The sequence below is a fragment of the Litoreibacter janthinus genome, from assembly GCF_900111945.1.
GTDB lineage: Bacteria > Pseudomonadota > Alphaproteobacteria > Rhodobacterales > Rhodobacteraceae > Litoreibacter > Litoreibacter janthinus.
On sequence record NZ_FOYO01000001.1, the window covers coordinates 3,539,889 to 3,556,511 of the forward strand.

At 56.5% G+C, this 16,623-nt stretch carries 18 protein-coding genes; all 18 read right to left on the reverse strand.

What is annotated here, in order from left to right; translation table 11 throughout:
- Window positions 1-52 precede the first annotated feature (52 nt).
- Window positions 53-820, reverse strand: coding sequence for an amino acid ABC transporter ATP-binding protein (locus BM352_RS17790; protein ID WP_090219629.1), 768 nt, complete (start codon window positions 818-820; stop codon window positions 53-55).
- A 13-nt stretch (window positions 821-833) separates the two neighbouring features.
- A complete protein-coding gene (locus BM352_RS19185; RefSeq protein ID WP_245781017.1) occupies window positions 834-2,390 on the reverse strand; it encodes an amino acid ABC transporter permease in 1,557 nt (518 codons plus the stop codon).
- 1 nt (window position 2,391) lies between these two features.
- Window positions 2,392-3,609 carry an amino acid ABC transporter permease gene (locus tag BM352_RS17800; protein WP_090219633.1) on the reverse strand — a complete coding sequence of 406 codons (1,218 nt, stop codon included), beginning with the start codon at window positions 3,607-3,609 and terminating at the stop codon, window positions 2,392-2,394.
- A gap of 142 nt (window positions 3,610-3,751) precedes the next feature.
- Window positions 3,752-4,768: an amino acid ABC transporter substrate-binding protein gene (locus BM352_RS17805; RefSeq protein WP_090219635.1), complete on the reverse strand. Its 1,017-nt coding sequence runs from the start codon at window positions 4,766-4,768 to the stop codon at window positions 3,752-3,754.
- Window positions 4,769-5,011: 243 nt separating this feature from the next.
- Window positions 5,012-5,719 (reverse strand): ATP12 family chaperone protein, encoded by a 708-nt coding sequence (locus tag BM352_RS17810; RefSeq protein WP_090219638.1) that lies wholly within the window; start codon window positions 5,717-5,719, stop codon window positions 5,012-5,014.
- Complete coding sequence (locus BM352_RS17815; RefSeq protein WP_090219641.1) at window positions 5,716-6,399, reverse strand: HAD-IA family hydrolase; 684 nt, start codon at window positions 6,397-6,399, stop codon at window positions 5,716-5,718. Before BM352_RS17815 ends, BM352_RS17810 begins: the two co-directional genes overlap by 4 nt.
- On the reverse strand, window positions 6,387-7,445 hold the full coding sequence (locus BM352_RS17820; protein WP_090219644.1) for an RluA family pseudouridine synthase: 1,059 nt from the start codon (window positions 7,443-7,445) through the stop codon (window positions 6,387-6,389). Before BM352_RS17820 ends, BM352_RS17815 begins: the two co-directional genes overlap by 13 nt.
- Window positions 7,442-7,819, reverse strand: a complete 378-nt coding sequence (gene crcB, locus BM352_RS17825; protein WP_090219647.1) for a fluoride efflux transporter CrcB — start codon at window positions 7,817-7,819, stop codon at window positions 7,442-7,444. The genes BM352_RS17820 and crcB overlap by 4 nt, the downstream gene beginning before the upstream one ends.
- Before the next feature lie 37 nt (window positions 7,820-7,856).
- On the reverse strand, window positions 7,857-9,155 hold the full coding sequence (locus BM352_RS17830; RefSeq protein WP_090219649.1) for a replication-associated recombination protein A: 1,299 nt from the start codon (window positions 9,153-9,155) through the stop codon (window positions 7,857-7,859).
- Window positions 9,155-10,537: a trypsin-like peptidase domain-containing protein gene (locus BM352_RS17835; RefSeq protein WP_090219652.1), complete on the reverse strand. Its 1,383-nt coding sequence runs from the start codon at window positions 10,535-10,537 to the stop codon at window positions 9,155-9,157. The genes BM352_RS17830 and BM352_RS17835 overlap by 1 nt, the downstream gene beginning before the upstream one ends.
- A gap of 70 nt (window positions 10,538-10,607) precedes the next feature.
- Window positions 10,608-11,153 carry a hypothetical protein gene (locus tag BM352_RS17840; protein WP_245781018.1) on the reverse strand — a complete coding sequence of 182 codons (546 nt, stop codon included), beginning with the start codon at window positions 11,151-11,153 and terminating at the stop codon, window positions 10,608-10,610.
- Window positions 11,154-11,314: 161 nt separating this feature from the next.
- Window positions 11,315-11,731, reverse strand: a complete 417-nt coding sequence (gene rplQ / locus BM352_RS17845; protein WP_090219657.1) for a 50S ribosomal protein L17 — start codon at window positions 11,729-11,731, stop codon at window positions 11,315-11,317.
- A gap of 138 nt (window positions 11,732-11,869) precedes the next feature.
- The gene (locus tag BM352_RS17850; RefSeq protein ID WP_090219659.1) at window positions 11,870-12,886 is read right to left on the reverse strand and encodes a DNA-directed RNA polymerase subunit alpha; all 1,017 of its coding nucleotides are present in this window, start codon (window positions 12,884-12,886) and stop codon (window positions 11,870-11,872) included.
- Window positions 12,887-13,003: 117 nt separating this feature from the next.
- A complete protein-coding gene (gene rpsK, locus BM352_RS17855; protein WP_090219662.1) occupies window positions 13,004-13,393 on the reverse strand; it encodes a 30S ribosomal protein S11 in 390 nt (129 codons plus the stop codon).
- A gap of 14 nt (window positions 13,394-13,407) precedes the next feature.
- Window positions 13,408-13,776, reverse strand: coding sequence for a 30S ribosomal protein S13 (gene rpsM / locus BM352_RS17860; RefSeq protein ID WP_090219665.1), 369 nt, complete (start codon window positions 13,774-13,776; stop codon window positions 13,408-13,410).
- Window positions 13,777-13,984: 208 nt separating this feature from the next.
- Window positions 13,985-14,629 carry an adenylate kinase gene (locus BM352_RS17865; RefSeq protein ID WP_090219667.1) on the reverse strand — a complete coding sequence of 215 codons (645 nt, stop codon included), beginning with the start codon at window positions 14,627-14,629 and terminating at the stop codon, window positions 13,985-13,987.
- On the reverse strand, window positions 14,626-15,987 hold the full coding sequence (gene secY, locus BM352_RS17870; protein WP_090219669.1) for a preprotein translocase subunit SecY: 1,362 nt from the start codon (window positions 15,985-15,987) through the stop codon (window positions 14,626-14,628). Before secY ends, BM352_RS17865 begins: the two co-directional genes overlap by 4 nt.
- A 110-nt stretch (window positions 15,988-16,097) precedes the next feature.
- Window positions 16,098-16,565, reverse strand: a complete 468-nt coding sequence (rplO, locus tag BM352_RS17875) for a 50S ribosomal protein L15 (RefSeq protein WP_090219671.1) — start codon at window positions 16,563-16,565, stop codon at window positions 16,098-16,100.
- Window positions 16,566-16,623 lie beyond the last annotated feature (58 nt).

Sequence of the window (16,623 nt, forward strand, 5' to 3'; positions counted from 1 at the left end):
AAAAAGGCCCCGAAGAAACTCGGGGCCTTTTTCTTGCCTGATGTAAATAAGCTTAGTGGCCGAGGATCTGGCTTAGGAACAACTGGGTCCGCTCGGATTTCGGGTTGTTAAAGAACTCTTCCGGCTCATTCTGCTCCACGATCTGGCCCGCATCCATGAAGATAACGCGATTGGCGACCTGACGGGCGAAGCCCATTTCGTGGGTTACGCAAAGCATAGTCATGCCCTCCTCCGCCAACTCGATCATGGTATCGAGCACCTCTTTGATCATTTCCGGATCAAGCGCCGAGGTTGGTTCATCGAACAACATGATGCGCGGCTTCATGCAGAGCGAGCGCGCGATGGCCACACGCTGTTGCTGACCGCCAGAAAGCTGACCCGGATACTTGTCAGCCTGCTCCGGAATCTTCACCTTCTCAAGGAAGTGCATTGCCGTTTCTTCGGCTTCCTTCTTGGGCGTTTTACGCACCCAGATCGGGGCCAGCGTGCAGTTCTCCAGAATGGTCAGATGTGGGAACAAGTTGAAGTGCTGGAAACACATGCCAACTTCCGACCGGATCTTGTCGATGTTCTTCAGGTCAGAGGATAGCACGGTGCCGTCTACAACGATCTTGCCCTTCTGGTGCTCTTCCAACGCGTTGATGCAACGGATCAGTGTGGACTTACCCGAGCCTGACGGCCCGCAGATCACGATCCGTTCCCCACGTTGCACCGTAAGATCAATGTCGCGCAGCACGTGGAACGTGCCATACCACTTGTTCATATTGGTAATCTCGATCGCGACTTCGTCCGAGACCGTCATTTGAGATGTTTGATTCATAGTTCAGGTCTCCTTAGTGATGGCTGGTGTTGAGCTGACGCTCAAGCCACTGGGAATATTGCGAGATCGAGTAGCAGACGACGAAGAAGAGCAGGGCACCGAAGCCGTATACTTCCCAGTAAACGCTGGTCCACTCGGTCGAGTTTTGGATCGGGCCGCGGATCATCCCCACTAGGTCGAACATCGAAATGATTGAGACAAGCGTGGTGTCCTTGAACAGCCCCACCGCCACATTCACGATGCCTGGGATCGAAATCTTCAGCGCTTGTGGCAGAATGATCAGGCGCGTCGCTTGGCCATAGTCTAGACCAAGGCTGTCTGCTGCTTCGTATTGCCCTTTTGGCAAAGCAGCGAGACCACCCCGGATCACCTCGGCAATGTAGGCCGAAGAGAACATCGTGATCATGATAATAACGCGCAGGATCAAGTCGAAGTTCGAACTTGGCGGCAAGAAGTAAGCCAGCATCACGTTTGCCACGAACAACAAGGTAATCAGCGGCACGCCACGGATGAACTCGATGAACACGACGCAGACGCCTTTGATCAGCGGCATAGGGGACTGACGGCCAAGGGCCAGCAAGATGCCCAGCGGGATCGATAGCGACACGCAGATCGTTCCCAGCAGCATGTTGAGCATGAAGCCCCCCATATCACGCGAGGCAACTGCTTGAAGTTCAATCGGAACGACGGCATTCAAAGCCATCCAGATCGGGCCCAAGAGATATGTGAATGCCAGATATCCAAACAACAGCGAGGCCACGATTGAAACCAGACCACCATCCTCGTAGCTGTTGTAGATTGCGTAGCCAACAAACATGCCCATGGGTATGCAGAACACGCCCGCAAAGATCGCCATGAGCCAGAAAACACCATAAGCAACGGTCGCGATCAAACCTTCTGTCCCGACGGAGTTGGCGATGAACACCAGTTCTTTGGCGCCGATGAACAGCAGATAGGTCAAACCAGCCCCACAGATCACCCCGATGATAGCAGAAATGATCTGCCTGACATTCACAGGGATCTGCGCCGAAATCAGGCGGAAAACGAACATTGTCGCAATCACCAGACCCAAGATAGTAAGCGGCATCCAGAGAGAACCGCCCCAAATCAGCCAGAAGGCCAAGAACGGGTAGATCGCCGTAAACAACAGCATCTTGCGCGGCAGATTGCTGAACAAAGCCGGTGCAACCGCAACGATCAGCAGCAAGAACGCTACCAGAATGCGCCAGTAACCGTCAGGCGGATATTTGAACCCAAAGACCAAGTGATCCCAACGATCAACCAGAACTGCGAAGCAGGCACCGGTTCCTTTGCCGGCTTCGCGCAGAATGTCGATACATTCCTTACGGCTGCCCGCTTCCCAAACGCCATTGTAGAACCAAGGGAAAACAAAGACTGCGAACCGGACCACGACATAAAGTGCGACCAAGGTCAGGACTGTGTTGAAGATACCGGAGAACAGGTTCTCCCGAACCCATTTGATGGCACCAGCTTCGGACACAGGCGGTGGCGAAGGCGGGATTGCGGTTTCGCGAACGAAGGCGACGGTTTGAGCGTGCGTATCCGACATCTCAGCGCTCCTTCAGCTTCATAGAGTTGTTGTAAATGTTCATGAGGAACGAGATCGATAGCGAAATGATGAGATAGAACAGCATCAGCAAGAGAACCGCCTCAATCGCGCGCCCTGTTTGCAGCAGCGTGATGCCGCCGAGTGTACCAGTCAGGTCCATGTAGCCCACTGCAATCGCCAAGGACGAGTTCTTGGTGATGTTCAGATACTGCGAAATCAGTGGCGGGATGATGACCCGCAGCGCTTGAGGCAGAACCACAAGGTTCATGATCCGACCCGGGCGCAAACCTAGTGCTGCGGCGGCCTCAGTCTGCCCTTTAGAGATAGCCAAAATGCCGGCCCGAACGTTCTCGGCGATAAAGGCCCCGGTATAGATCGATAGCGCGAACCACAACGCTATAAGCGACCCGAGTACGGTGACACCCCCGCGGAAGTTGAAGCCCTTAAGCTCTGGGTATTCCAGCGAGATCGGGCCGCCGAGCACGAGCTGAGCCAGAATTGCAGGAACGAACAGAATTGCCAGCGACGGCCAGAAGACAGGGATCAATCTGCCATGGTCGAAAAGCTGTTTACGCGCATAGCGACGGAACAAGAACATACCGACAATCGACGCGATGAAAACGGTGATGACCATCCAAGACCCGTCACCCAATACGGGCTTGGGCCCATATGCACCGCGGTTTGTAATGGCGATGCTGTCAAAGAACCACATGGTTGCGGTCGGGCTGTCTCCACGGAAATCACGGGGCGCAGGCGCCGCGTTGATCATGATGGAGAAGATGATCAGGATCCAGATTAGCACTGGCACGTTGCGGAAGATTTCCACGTAAAAGGACATGATCTTGCGAACAAGCCAATTCGGCGAGAGACGCAAAACACCTGCGATCACGCCAATCACTGTGGCGGTGATACAGCCCAGAAACGCAACAATCAGCGTATTGAGCAGCCCGACCATCGCGGCGCGACCATGCGTGTCTTGGCTGTCATACGAAATCGGGCGCTGGTTGATGTCGTATCCAGCCTGCGCGCCAAGGAATTCATAAGATATGTTCAACCCGGCCTCGGCTAGGTTGCGCACGAGGTTGCCACCGATGAAAGCCATCGTGGCAATGATGGCTACGAGCGCAATAAACTGAAATGTAAGAGAGCGGTAGCGCGTATCGTTCAACAGCATCGACGGCCGGAACGACTCCTTGTGGGGGTCGGCTAATGTCGTCATCTGGGACGTTCCCTGTTTTGGCTGGCGCTTATGATTTGCACGTCATTTGCGCGTGCGGCGCTGCCAGCTCTTTTTTGGTTGGTCTGTAGTCAAAAGATAGGAAAAGGGCGCGGTGTTGACCGCGCCCTTTTCCCTAGTGTGTTTACCGGAACGGTGGCGAGTAGATCAGGCCGCCGTCGGTCCATTGTGCGTTCAAGCCACGGGCCAGACCGATTGGGGTCGCAGCGCCGATGTTTTGCTCGAAGATTTCGCCGTAGTTACCAGCGACGCCGATCGCAGCTTTCGCCCAGCCAGCGTCCAGACCCAGCATACCGCCAAGGTCACCTTCGGTGCCCAGCAGACGGTTGATTTCTGGGTTCTCGGTACCAGCAGACAGCTCTTCGAGGTTCACAGAAGTCACGCCCAGCTCTTCAGCTGTGATCAGTGCGTTCAGTGTCCAACGGACGATGTCAGCCCATTCGTTGTCGCCATGACGTACCAGCGGGCCCAGAGGCTCTTTGGATACGATTTCTGGCAGCAGAACATGTGCCGATGGATCTTCGAAGTTTGCGCGCTGAGCAGCCAGTGCGGATGCGTCAGTGGTGTAAACGTCGCAAGCTCCAGCAATATATTGCTGAACAGCTTCTGCACCGGTTTCGATTGGAACTGGCTCATAAGAGATGCCGTTTGCACGGAAGAAATCCGCCAAGTTCAGCTCTGTGGTGGTACCCGTTTGGATACAGACGGTAGCACCGTCCAGATCTTTCGCGGAAGCAACGCCCAGCTCTTTTGGAACCATGAAGCCTTGGCCGTCATAGTAGTTAACGCCAGTGAATTCGAACTTCAGGTCGACGTCACGGGAGAAAGTCCATGTGGTGTTACGTGCCAGCATGTCGATCTCGCCGGAAGCCAGCGCGGTGAAGCGTGTTTTGCCGGTTGTTGGAACGAATTCTACAGCATTGCCGTCACCCAGGACTGCAGCCGCTACGGCGCGGCAAACAGCCACGTCGAAACCTTGCCATACGCCGGATGCGTCTGGCTCAGCAAAGCCTGGAACGCCAGTTGTCACACCGCAGTTCAGCTTGCCGCGTGCTTTAACTTCGTCAAGCGTGGCTGCCGATGCGCCGCCAGCAATGATGCCGGCAACGGTCAGGGCGCCAAGAAAAACGGATTTTTTCATGTTTACCTCTTCCTGATGGTCCACCCCTTTGCGGGATGGTTTTTCCGACCGAGTGAAGGCCGGGAGCGATACAAACGGGAGATATACCCCGTTGGTGAGCGTGAATAAGGCCAAATCGCGCCTTGGACGTCAAGGCACTTTGCTAGATTAACGCTTGGTAAAGCATCACATTTCTTAAGAAAATCAGGGCTTTTTCGCAAAAAGTCCAACAAAGCATCGCGATACGACCCAAACGGCCCTAACTCATGCACAAAGGAGAAAAAACGCCTCGGAGCGCATTAAGTCCCGCTTTTTGAGTTTAGCGTGCGCTTCTGCCTCGTCATCGGCACCCCATTGGGCAATCTGCCATTCCTCATCGATTCGGCTCAGGTCCCAAGCCTGTCTCGAATCCAACCGGCCACGCGTCACGGCCAATGCCAGAATAAGAGAGCCGGTGATCGCCACCAGATCATGGAAGGCCGTTAGTCGAAACGCATCCAACCCCGAGACATGCCCATGCAAAGTCGACAGCGTCTTTGGGTCCTGCGGTAGATGCATAATCCCGGTTCGCAACTGGAGAGGCGCACCCAACTCTGTGGCAGACCAATCAACCAATGGATCCCACCCCTCTGCCTGCTTTGCCACCAGCTCTTCCGGACTCTCAGCACGGTAACATAAAAGGTCGCTATCCCCATAGGCCGCAAGCATATCGACGACCTCTGGATGCTGTACTGCAACCTTGTCCAATGCCGCGTTCGCCGCACGGGTCACAGGCATAGAAAACGGATCGATTTTCTCGCCTTGGGAGTCCCATTCCTCGCGCATGGCTTCCGCCATCTTCAGAGTCGGCACAATTAACGGTGTCTTTAATGGCGTGCGAACCGGACGACCGTCCAGATGGACAGCATACCCGCCCTCGACCTCATCAGCGGTCGTCTCTTTCCAGAAGCGTTTTGCGGCCCATTCGCTCATGGTGTCTCTCTCCAGATGTTGCTCAATGCGGCGTCCAAATCCGCGTAAGTATCAATGAGCGCTGTCGCGCGCGTCCTCAAAATCTCTGGCGCGTGGTAACCCCAGCTGACCCCGACTGACGCCATCGCGGCATTGGCGGCCATGTCCATGTCGTAGCTGGTATCGCCGATCATCACAGCGTGCGCAGCTTCTACGCCAGCATCGTACATGCAGCGCTCCAACATTGAAGGATGCGGCTTTGAGGGGTGGTCATCCGCTACCTGTGTCGTAACGAAATACCCGCGCAAATCATGAGCGTCCAGCAAGTGATCCAATCCCCTGCGCGACTTGCCAGTGGCGATACCCAGCAAGACATTGTCTTGTGCATGAAGGCGCCTGATTGCATCAAGTCCACCGGGATAAAGCGGGCTGCTTTTGGTGCTATCGCGCAGCTTTCTGGAGGTCATGAAGGAGGATTTATACCCGTCCACCAGCGCGTCCCCATGCAGTTGGTAGAGCGCCGGCGACAACTTCTCGAACGCCGAATGCAGCGACAGTCCAACAATGCCCAAGATTTCGCTGCGCGTCGGCACCGGTTCCTCGATCGCTTCGAAGGTCGCAGTCATGGCCGAAACGATATCGTCTTGGCTGTCTACCAAAGTTCCGTCGACGTCAAAGACGACCAGCTTCAGCTCTGCCATTTCTCATCCGCATCGAAGGGGTCGTTTGGCACGTCGCTTTCGGCCCAACCCAGAAAATCCCAAGTGCGCTTCATATGATCTGGCAACTCTGCCTTCAGCGTTATCATCTTCCCGGTTACAGGATGCTCAAATTCCAGCGAACGCGCGTGCAGGTGCAGCTTTTTGCTGATCTCGTCACCCAGTTGCGAGCCCCAGCCGTCGCCCATGTTTTCCTGCCCCGAACCACCGTATTTGCCGTCGCCCACAATCGGGTGACCCATCTCCGCCATGTGCGCGCGCAACTGATGCGTCCGGCCCGTCACGGGCACAAGCGCCATCCACGAGGCACGTTGCCCCAAAAAACAGAGTGTCGCGTAATCTGTCTGCGCTCTTTTTGCGCCGGGTGTGTTCGCGACCTCATTCGGGTGGACGCAGTGCATTTTCTCACCCTCGCCCCCTTTGCCGTGGCCCGGAGCCTTCACCAGTCCGTATTTGATCGTCCCGATTTTCGGATACGGCACGCCAGCAACCATCGCCCAGTAGATCTTGCGGGTGCCGTGGTGCCGGAAGGCCGCCGTGAGAGCCGTCGCCATCGCAGGCGTGCGCGCCAGAACCAAAACACCAGAAGTATCTTTATCCAATCGGTGGACTAGCTTTGGCGTGTCATGGCGATCAAAGCTCAACGCAGCCGCCATGCCATCAACATGGCGAGTTGTCTTCGATCCGCCTTGCACCGCCAGCCCCGGCGGCTTGTTTAGCGCAATGATGTGGTCGTCCTTGTAGATCACGCAGCCGCGGATCATCTCCGCATCCGCCTTGGAGACATGCGGCATACGCGTTTGCGCCTCCATGTCCTCTTCGGTCGGCAGCGGTGGAATGCGCACTTCCTGCCCCGGTCCCACACGGGTGTTCGATTTCACCCGACCGCCATCGACGCGAATTTCGCCCTTGCGGCACATCTTCTCGATCCGCCCTTGCGGTACATGCGGGAATTGCTTGCGGAACCAGCGGTCCAGCCGCTGCTCTGCCTCGTCGGGGCCAACTCTAAGGGTCTGAACCTTGCTCATGCGAATAGTCCTCTGGCGATCATCACGCCTGCGATCAGTCCGGCGATGGACAGGATTACGGAAGCCAGCACGTATAGACCGGCAGCGCCCGTCTGGCCACGCTCAAATAGGGTATATGCCTCAAGGGAAAAGGCAGAAAACGTGGTGAATCCGCCCAAGATACCGGTCATTACGAAGGGGCTAAGATGCGTATTCGACGTCTTGGCTGCGAACACCACAAACACCCCCATGACAAAGCTGCCAACGATATTGACCGTCAGGATCGCCAGCGGGAACCCCGGCCCAGTCAGCTTGAAAATGCCAACGCCGACCAAGAACCGCAACGCAGCCCCAATGGCCCCGCCAAGGGCAACCTGTAAAGTGGTATAAAACATGCGCGTTCTCTCTGCCCTGCGCGACGCAGAGTCAAGTTCAGCGTTTCGCCCGCAGCTTGGTGAAATAGTCCAGCCGCCGCTTCAACTCCCGCTCAAACCCGCGCTCCACGGGGTTGTAGTAGACCCCGCGCTTCATCGTTTCGGGGAAGTAGTTCTGCCCCGAAAACCCGTCCTCCGCGTCGTGGTCATAGGCATAGCCGTCGCCGTAGCCTTGATCCTTCATCAGCTTGGTCGGCGCGTTCAGGATATGCTTCGGAGGCGGCTCCGAGCCGGTCTTTTTCGCCGCCGCCATCGCATTCTTATACGCCGCATAGCCTGCGTTCGACTTGGGCGCCAAGGCCAGATAAGTCACCGCCTGCGCCAACGCCAACTCCCCTTCGGGCGAGCCAAGCCGTTCAAACGTCTCCCAAGCATCCAGACACACCCTGTGCGCATGGGTGTCCGCCAGCCCTATATCCTCAACCGCCATGCGGGTAATCCTGCGGGCCAGATAGCGTGGGTCTTCGCCGCCCGTGAGCATCCGCGCGAACCAATACAAGGCAGCGTCGGGGTCAGAGCCACGCACTGATTTATGCAAGGCCGAGATCAGGTTGTAATGGCTGTCCCCCGATTTGTCGTATTGCGCCGCGCGACGCATCAGTCGCTTGGCCAAGCTTTCCGTATCAAGCTTGCCTTCGACTTTCCACGCAGCAACTTGTTCAATCAGGTTCAACAACGACCGACCGTCCCCATCCGCCATTTCCAGCAGCGCCGCACGGGCATCGGGGGCCAAAGGAAGATTTCGGCCAAAATCTTTTTCCGCACGCTGTGCCAGTCGCTCCAGATCGGACAGGCTAAGCCGCGTCAGCACCAACACCTGCGCACGCGACAGCACAGCCGCGTTTAATTCGAATGACGGGTTCTCGGTGGTGGCGCCCACCAAAAGGATCGTTCCGTCCTCCATGTAGGGCAGAAAGCCGTCCTGCTGCGCTTTGTTGAACCGGTGTATTTCGTCGACGAACAGGAGCGTCCCCTGCCCGTTCTGGCGGCGGATACGCGCGGCCTCGAAGACTTTCTTTAGATCTTGAACGCCAGTGAAGATGGCACTGATCTGCACGAAATGCAGGTCCGTTTCATCCGCGAGCAATCGAGCAATCGTGGTCTTTCCAACCCCTGGCGGCCCCCAGAAAACCAGCGATGACAGTGCATTTGACGCCAGCATAACTCCCAACGGGCTGTCCGGCCCCAACACCTGCTCCTGCCCGATCACCTCACCCAGCGTTTTCGGACGCAACCGATCCGCCAAGGGCTGCATCTTGGAAGGCGCCTTTGCGTCGGTGTCGAAAAGGTCTGCCATTAGATGCGGAACCGATATGAAAACCGCTGCCCGCCTCGAACCCCGTCAATGCGCCAATTGCGGCCGCGGGTGTCAGACGCATCTTCGACGTCAGCCGTCGTGTTGATCGTTTCGCCGTTGATTTCTAGCAGCACATCGCCGACGCGAAGGCCAATACGGCCAAGAGGCCCAGAGACCTCCGTGACCACGACGCCTTCGGACATCGCCGTTGGTAGTTTCAGTTCGGACTGCACAGCGGGATTAATGTTGACGACCCCCAACCCTGCCAGTGTCCCACCCTTCACCATGCGGGCATCGCGGGGTGGAAGGTCAGGAGCTACAATAAGCGAAACTTCGGCCTGCTCGATCTCACCACCCGAAAGGTACTCGACGATAATAGTGTCCCCGACGGGTCGCACCGACATGCGGAATAGCATTTCTGGGGGTGAGTTCACCGGTTGCCCGTCAACCGACAGGACGATATCGCCCAATGCTAACCCTGCTTGCGCAAAGGGGCTGTCGGGATGCATCGAAGAGATTACCACACCCTCGGGCACGCTCAGGCCGAAGCCTTCCGCCAGTGACGAATCCACAGCTTGGCCAAAGATGCCCGCCCATGCTTGGGTGAACCTGTCATTGCCCGCACGCGCCTGCTCGACATAGCGCGCTACTAGGTTGGCTGGTATCGCGAAGCCCACGCCGTTAGACCCCCCGGACCGCGTCAGGATCGATGTGTTGATCCCGATCAGGCGCCCGTTGACGTCAATTAGCGCTCCACCGGAGTTGCCAGGATTAATGGCGGCGTCAGTTTGCAAGTAATAGCCACGTGCGTTTCCGGTGGCAGTGCCCGACCTTGCCAAACCCGAGACAATGCCCGACGTCACGGTTTGCCCAATGCCGAAGGGGTTGCCAATCGCCAGAGCCAGTTCGCCAACTTCAACGTCATCACTGTCGCGAAAGCTAAGGTGGGGCAATGGCGTATCCGCGTTGATCTTTAAAATGGCGAGGTCGCTATCTTGGTCAGCTAGCAATATCTCTGCCTCGAATTCCCGCCGATCCGTCAAAACCACACGAATTTCGGTCGCCATGCCGACAACGTGGTAGTTGGAAACCACGATACCATCTTCGGACAGGATAACGCCTGAGCCTAGCGAGTTCTGCACTCGGGGTTGCGAAAGGCCGAAGCCGCGGAACAGATCTTCAAACATCGGATTGCCGCGGAAGGGGCTTTCCGATTGTTGCACGACGCGGTTGGCAAAGATGTTGACCACAGCAGGCGCCGCCTCTTTCACCAAGGGCGCGAAACTCAGGCTGATCTCTGTCTGGCTTTGAGGCACCTTAACTTCAGCGGCAGCGGGCAGGACACAGGCAAGGCTAATGAGAACGGGTAAAATCAGTCGCATGGGGCTTCCCTTTGTTGCGCGTCTCTTTGATATGCCGTCGCAGCCACAGGAATTCAATGCGCATGCTACGCTACAGCGCCCCTTCATATGCAAGCCGCCGTTTGCGGCGTTCTGCAAGGATCTCCAAGCGAGGATACCAGTCATAGCGCTTGTCTTCGAGCGTTTTGCTCCAAAAGAGCTTTCCGCCATAGCGCCACGGGTCCAGCACAATCGCCTCGTACATCGTGTCGCCTTTAGCTGATATCAGCGCAGTGCTGTGAGAAATCAGGATCGGGTTCAGCCCATTGGCAATCGCGCGATGAATCTCAAGCGTCTTGAAATTTTCACTGTTGAGCTTCGCCTGCAAGTCTTCTGCCCAATGCCAGCACAGACCACGAGGGCGGTCCCCCCTGTTCACCTTGCGGTTATGGGCGAGTGGCGTGTCGGTGATGCCATATTGCTTAGCCAATTGCAGAGGATAGTCATAGGCAATGCGCGCGGCACGAGCGGCTTCCTGAGGGTCGACATCACTTCGCAGGGCACTGATGCTAGCGGCCAAAGCGGTTATTTGCGCGTCCGTCGCTTTCGGTGGACCACCTTCGGGCGCGCCACAAGCGGCAAGCAGCAGTGTGACCAACGGAAAAATGAGAATTGCGCGTCTAAAAATGGCCGGCCTCGTCGGATATTCGTTTTTTCCGCAAGCTATGCGGCACTCGATCCGTTGTCGAGCCTATGACCAAAAAGTGAAAAGCCCCGCCGGTTAGGGCGGGGCTCTCCAGTTGCCGCGTTCGCGGCTAATTATTCGGAAGCTTCTTCAGCTTCGACACGGGCTTTGTCCGCAGCACCCTTGGCAGAGACGTCGCGATCGACGAACTCGATGATCGCCATCGGCGCCATGTCGCCATAGCGGAAGCCGGCTTTCATAACCCGCACATAACCACCTTGGCGGTCTTTGTAGCGTGGACCCAGGATGTCGAACAGCTTGGCGACGTCCTTGTCTTGGCGCAGCTTCGATGCGGCCTGACGGCGGGCGTGCAGATCGCCACGTTTCGCCAGCGTGATCATCTTTTCGATGATTGGGCGAAGCTCTTTGGCTTTCGGCAGGGTTGTTTTGATTTGCTCATGCTCAATGAGCGAGCCGCACATGTTGATAAACAGCGCTTTGCGGTGCTCATGGGTACGGTTCAGGCGGCGGTAGCCTCTTGCGTGACGCATTTGGTCGTTCCTTCTACTATACTTTGTACGGGTCACCGATGCGTGTCGGTGCCTCTGTTGGGGCGGAATTGCCCATATATTCCCGGTCATTTCGCCGGAATTGGGTGGGGTCCGCCCGACAGGCGAACCCCCCAAATCTTAGAACGCGTCTTCGAATTTCTTAGCAAGATCTTCGATGTTCTCTGGTGGCCAATCCACGATGTCCATCCCGAGATGCAAGCCCATGCCAGACAGCACTTCTTTGATCTCGTTGAGGGATTTACGACCGAAGTTCGGGGTGCGGAGCATCTCGGCTTCGGTTTTCTGGATCAGGTCACCGATGTAGACGATGTTATCGTTCTTCAGGCAGTTGGCAGAACGGACAGACAATTCCAGCTCGTCCACTTTCTTCAGCAGAAGCGGGTTGAACTCGAGTTCGTCTTCGTCGTCCTGCGCACGTGCGGACTCTGGCTCATCGAAGTTGACGAAGATGCCCAGCTGGTCCTGCAGAATGCGAGCAGCATAGGCCACTGCATCGTCAGGTGTAAGGGAGCCGTCGGTTTCGACTTTCATCGTCAGCTTGTCATAGTCGAGCACTTGACCTTCGCGGGTCGGTTGCACGTCGTAAGACACTTTTTTGACAGGCGAAAAGATTGCATCGATCGGGATAAGACCGATTGGAGCATCTTCAGGCTTGTTCTTGTCAGCGGAAACATAGCCTTTACCGGTGTTCACTGTCAGTTCCATGAACAGCTCGGCGCCGTCATCAAGGTGGCAGATCACGTGGTCGCGGTTCAGAATCTCGATGCCAGCGGAATCAGAGATATCGCCAGCTGTCACGACTGCTGGCCCTTTGGCGGAAACCGACAGGCGCTTCGGCCCTTCGACTTCCATCCGGATGGCCACGCCTTTGAGGTTCAGGATCACGTCCGTCACATCTTCGCGTACGCCTGCAATCGAGGAAAACTCGTGCAGAACGTTGTCGATTTGTACAGAGGTGATCGCCGCACCTTGCAGCGAGCTCATCAGCACGCGGCGCAGGGCGTTGCCCATGGTCAAACCAAAACCACGCTCCAGCGGCTCGGCAATCACAGTTGCTTTGCGTGCAGGGTCGTTGCCGGGCTTAACGTCCAGTTGGGTGGGCTTGATCAGCTCTTGCCAGTTCTTGTGGATCATATGTGTCGCCTCCATGCTCGGCCCGGATCATGTCCAATATCGGGGCCACTCGAGGTTGAAATGACAAACACGGACCCCGCCCATTCCGGACGGGGACCGCGCGATAGAAATCGTAAGTTAGACGCGGCGGCGCTTTGGTGGGCGGCAGCCGTTATGTGCCATAGGCGTCACGTCGCGAATGGACGAAATCTGGAAGCCAGCAGCAGCCAGCGCACGCAGTGCGGACTCACGACCAGAACCTGGACCCTGAACTTCGACTTCGAGCGTCTTCACGCCATGTTCCTGAGCCTTGCGGCCTGCGTCTTCGGCGGCCATCTGAGCAGCGTAAGGTGTCGATTTACGCGACCCTTTGAAGCCCATGGTCCCAGCCGAGGACCAAGAGATGGCGTTGCCCTGAACGTCAGAGATCAGGATTTTGGTGTTGTTGAACGAAGAGTTCACATGTGCCACGCCTGCGGCAATGTTCTTGCGAACCTTCTTCTTAACGGTGCGTTTTTCACGTGCCATGGATCAGATTCCCCTTACTTCTTCTTGCCAGCGATGGCCTTAGCGGGGCCTTTGCGGGTACGTGCGTTCGTGTGGGTCCGTTGACCGCGAACAGGGAGGTTACGACGGTGGCGCAGGCCACGGTAGCAACCCAGATCCATCAGACGTTTGATGTTCATCGTGGTCTCGCGACGCAGGTCACCTTCGACGTTGTAGTTTTCGTCGATGTGCTCACGAATTTTCAGGATCTCTGCATCCGAGAGATCATTCATGCGGCGAGCGGAGTCGATACCGATAGCTTCACAAATCGCTTTTGCGGAAGTGTGGCCGATGCCGGTAATGTAGGTCAGTGCGATGGGGACGCGCTTTGCGTCTGGCAGGTTAACGCCGGAAATACGTGCCAAGTGGCCGATCCTTTTCAGTCGCGGTTCCGTAGCTCCGGAACCTTTTTTCACAACGTAAGCCCGAAGGTTTTTCAAAACCTGCGGGCTTGGCTTAGATATGGTCAACACCGTGTCAGCTAGCTAGGCCGTGGTGCGATTCCCATGAGGGATGGTGCGGCTTAGGAGGTTTTTAACATGTGGTCAAGAGCCCCGCCGATACTCGCCGCACCTATCGGTTCAAAAGGCCCGAAATAGCCGAGGCAACTGCGTCAATTTCGCCGAGCCCGTCAACCGAGTGCAAATCGCCTTTGGCATAGTAATAGCCAATCAGCGGAGAGGTTTTCTTGTAATACTCCATCAAGCGCGTGCGCAGGCTCTCTTCGTTGTCGTCAGCGCGACGCTTGAACTCGGTCCCGCCACAATTGGAACATTTGCCATCGTCAGGAATTGGCTTGGTCAGGTCATTATAGACTTCACCGCAATCGCCGCATGTGGAGCGTGCCGTGATACGAGCAACCAACGCCTCATCATCCACTTGCATCTCAATCACGGCGTCCAAATTGGCACCATGTTTCTGAAGCAGATCGCCCAAAGCATCTGCCTGCGGCAGCGTGCGTGGGAAGCCATCGAAGATGAAACCGCCGGCGTGGTCGCCCTCCAGCTTTTCTTCGATAAGCCCGATGACGATCTCGTCGGTGACTAGCTGGCCCGCATCCATGATGGCAGCAACTTTTTTGCCCATCTCAGTGCCGGAGCTTTTGGCCTCGCGCAGCATGTCACCCGTGGACAGTTGCACCATGCCGCGCTCTTCGACCAGCTTACGGGCCTGAGTTCCCTTACCAGCGCCGGGCGGTCCAAGCAGAATAATATTCATCGGCGGGACGGCCCTTTGGTTTTACCCCCACGCTTTTTACCGCGCAGTTGGGACTTCTCGATCAGGCCCTCATATTGATGAGCCAACATGTGCGATTGAACCTGCTGGATGGTGTCCATGGTCACCGACACAACGATCAGCACCGAGGTGCCTCCGAAGTAGAACGGGATCGCCAGCTGGCTGCGCAGAATTTCCGGCAGCAGACACACGGCGGCCAGATAGGCGGCGCCCACAACAAGGATGCGGTTTACAACGTACTCTAGGTAGTTCGCAGTTGCAGGACCGGGGCGAATCCCAGGGATAAACCCGTTCTGGGATTTCAGATTCTCGGCCACTTCCTCGGGCTTAAAGGCCACGTTGAAGGTGTAGAAATATGCGAAGAACACGATCATCGACGTGAAGAACAAAAGGTACAGTGGCTGTCCCGGCCCAAAATAGGCCAGAACGGTCGCCATGATTTCACTGGTCTGGTTGCCCGAGAAGGTCGACACAGTCGTCGGCAGCAACAGCAGCGACGAGGCGAAAATCGCAGGGATGACGCCCGCGGGGTTCACCTTGACCGGCAGGTGTGAGGAGCCACCATCATAAACCTTCATGCCAACTTGGCGGCGCGGGTATTGAATGTGGATCTTACGCAGCGCGCGCTCCATGAACACCACGAACATGATGGTCAGGACAACGACCAGCAACACACCCACGATGACAGCGGGGCTGATGGAGCCGGAGCGGCCTTGCGCAAAGAACTGAGCCAGTGCGGCAGGGATCTCGGCGATGATACCTACGAAGATGATCAAAGAGATGCCATTTCCGATGCCACGTTGAGTAATCTGCTCGCCCAACCACATCAGGAACATGGTGCCGCCCACAAGGGTGATCACAGCAGAAATACGGAAATACCAGCCGGGATCGTGAGCCAGGTTTGACCCTTCAAGACCGGCAGCAAGGCCGTAGGCCTGCAAGGTCGCCAAGAACACGGTGCCGTAGCGGGTGTACTGGTTAATCTTCTTTCGGCCCTGCTCGCCTTCTTTCTTCAGTTGTTCCAGCTTCGGGACCATGGCGGTCATCAGCTGAACAATGATCGAAGCCGAGATGTAAGGCATGATACCTAGGGCAAACAGCCCCATGCGGCCAATCGCGCCGCCGGTAAACATGTTCAGAACTCCACCAATGCCCTGCTGGGCTTGTTCGACGAACTGGCGCAGTGCTTCGGCGTCAATACCGGGCACGGGAATGTAGGTGCCAAGACGGTAGACGATCAGCAGACCGATGGTGAAGAGAATGCGTTGGCGTAACTCGGTGGCCTTCCCGAAGGCGGACCAGCTCATGTTCTGTGCCATTTGCTCGGCGGCTGATGCCATGTGCTTGGGTATCCCTGTCTAGATATGCACAGCGCCGCGAACGGGGCTTCCCGTCGCGGCGCTGGAAAACTTGTCAGTTATGTAAGAGGCGCTCAGGCCTCTCACAAGGCTTATTCAGCAGCCGCTGCAGTGTTGAGCTTGCCGCCGGCTTTTTCCACGGCTTCAACAGCCGACTTGGAAGCGCCGGTAACGCTCAGAGTCACCTTCGCGGAGAAGTCGCCTTTCGCCAGAACGCGAATGCCGTCCAGCTTACGACGTACAAGACCGGATTCGATCAGGGCGTCTTCGGTGATCTCGCCTTTGGCGTCCAATTTCTTGGCGTCGATGAATTTTTGGATCAGCCCAAGGTTCACCACGGCGAATGCTTTGCGGTTCGGCTTGTTGAAGCCACGCTTTGGCAGACGCATGTAAAGTGGCATTTGGCCACCTTCGTAGCCATTCAGGGCAACACCCGAACGGGATTTTTGACCTTTGATACCACGGCCACCCATTTTACCTTTGCCAGAGCCCGGGCCACGGCCCACGCGCTTTTTGGTTTTGGTTGCACCGGGGTTGTCACGAAGTTCGTGCAGTTTCATATCGCTTCTCCTATTGCCGGAAGGGTCCTCGAAGCGAAATGGACCAAACACGGCGTTT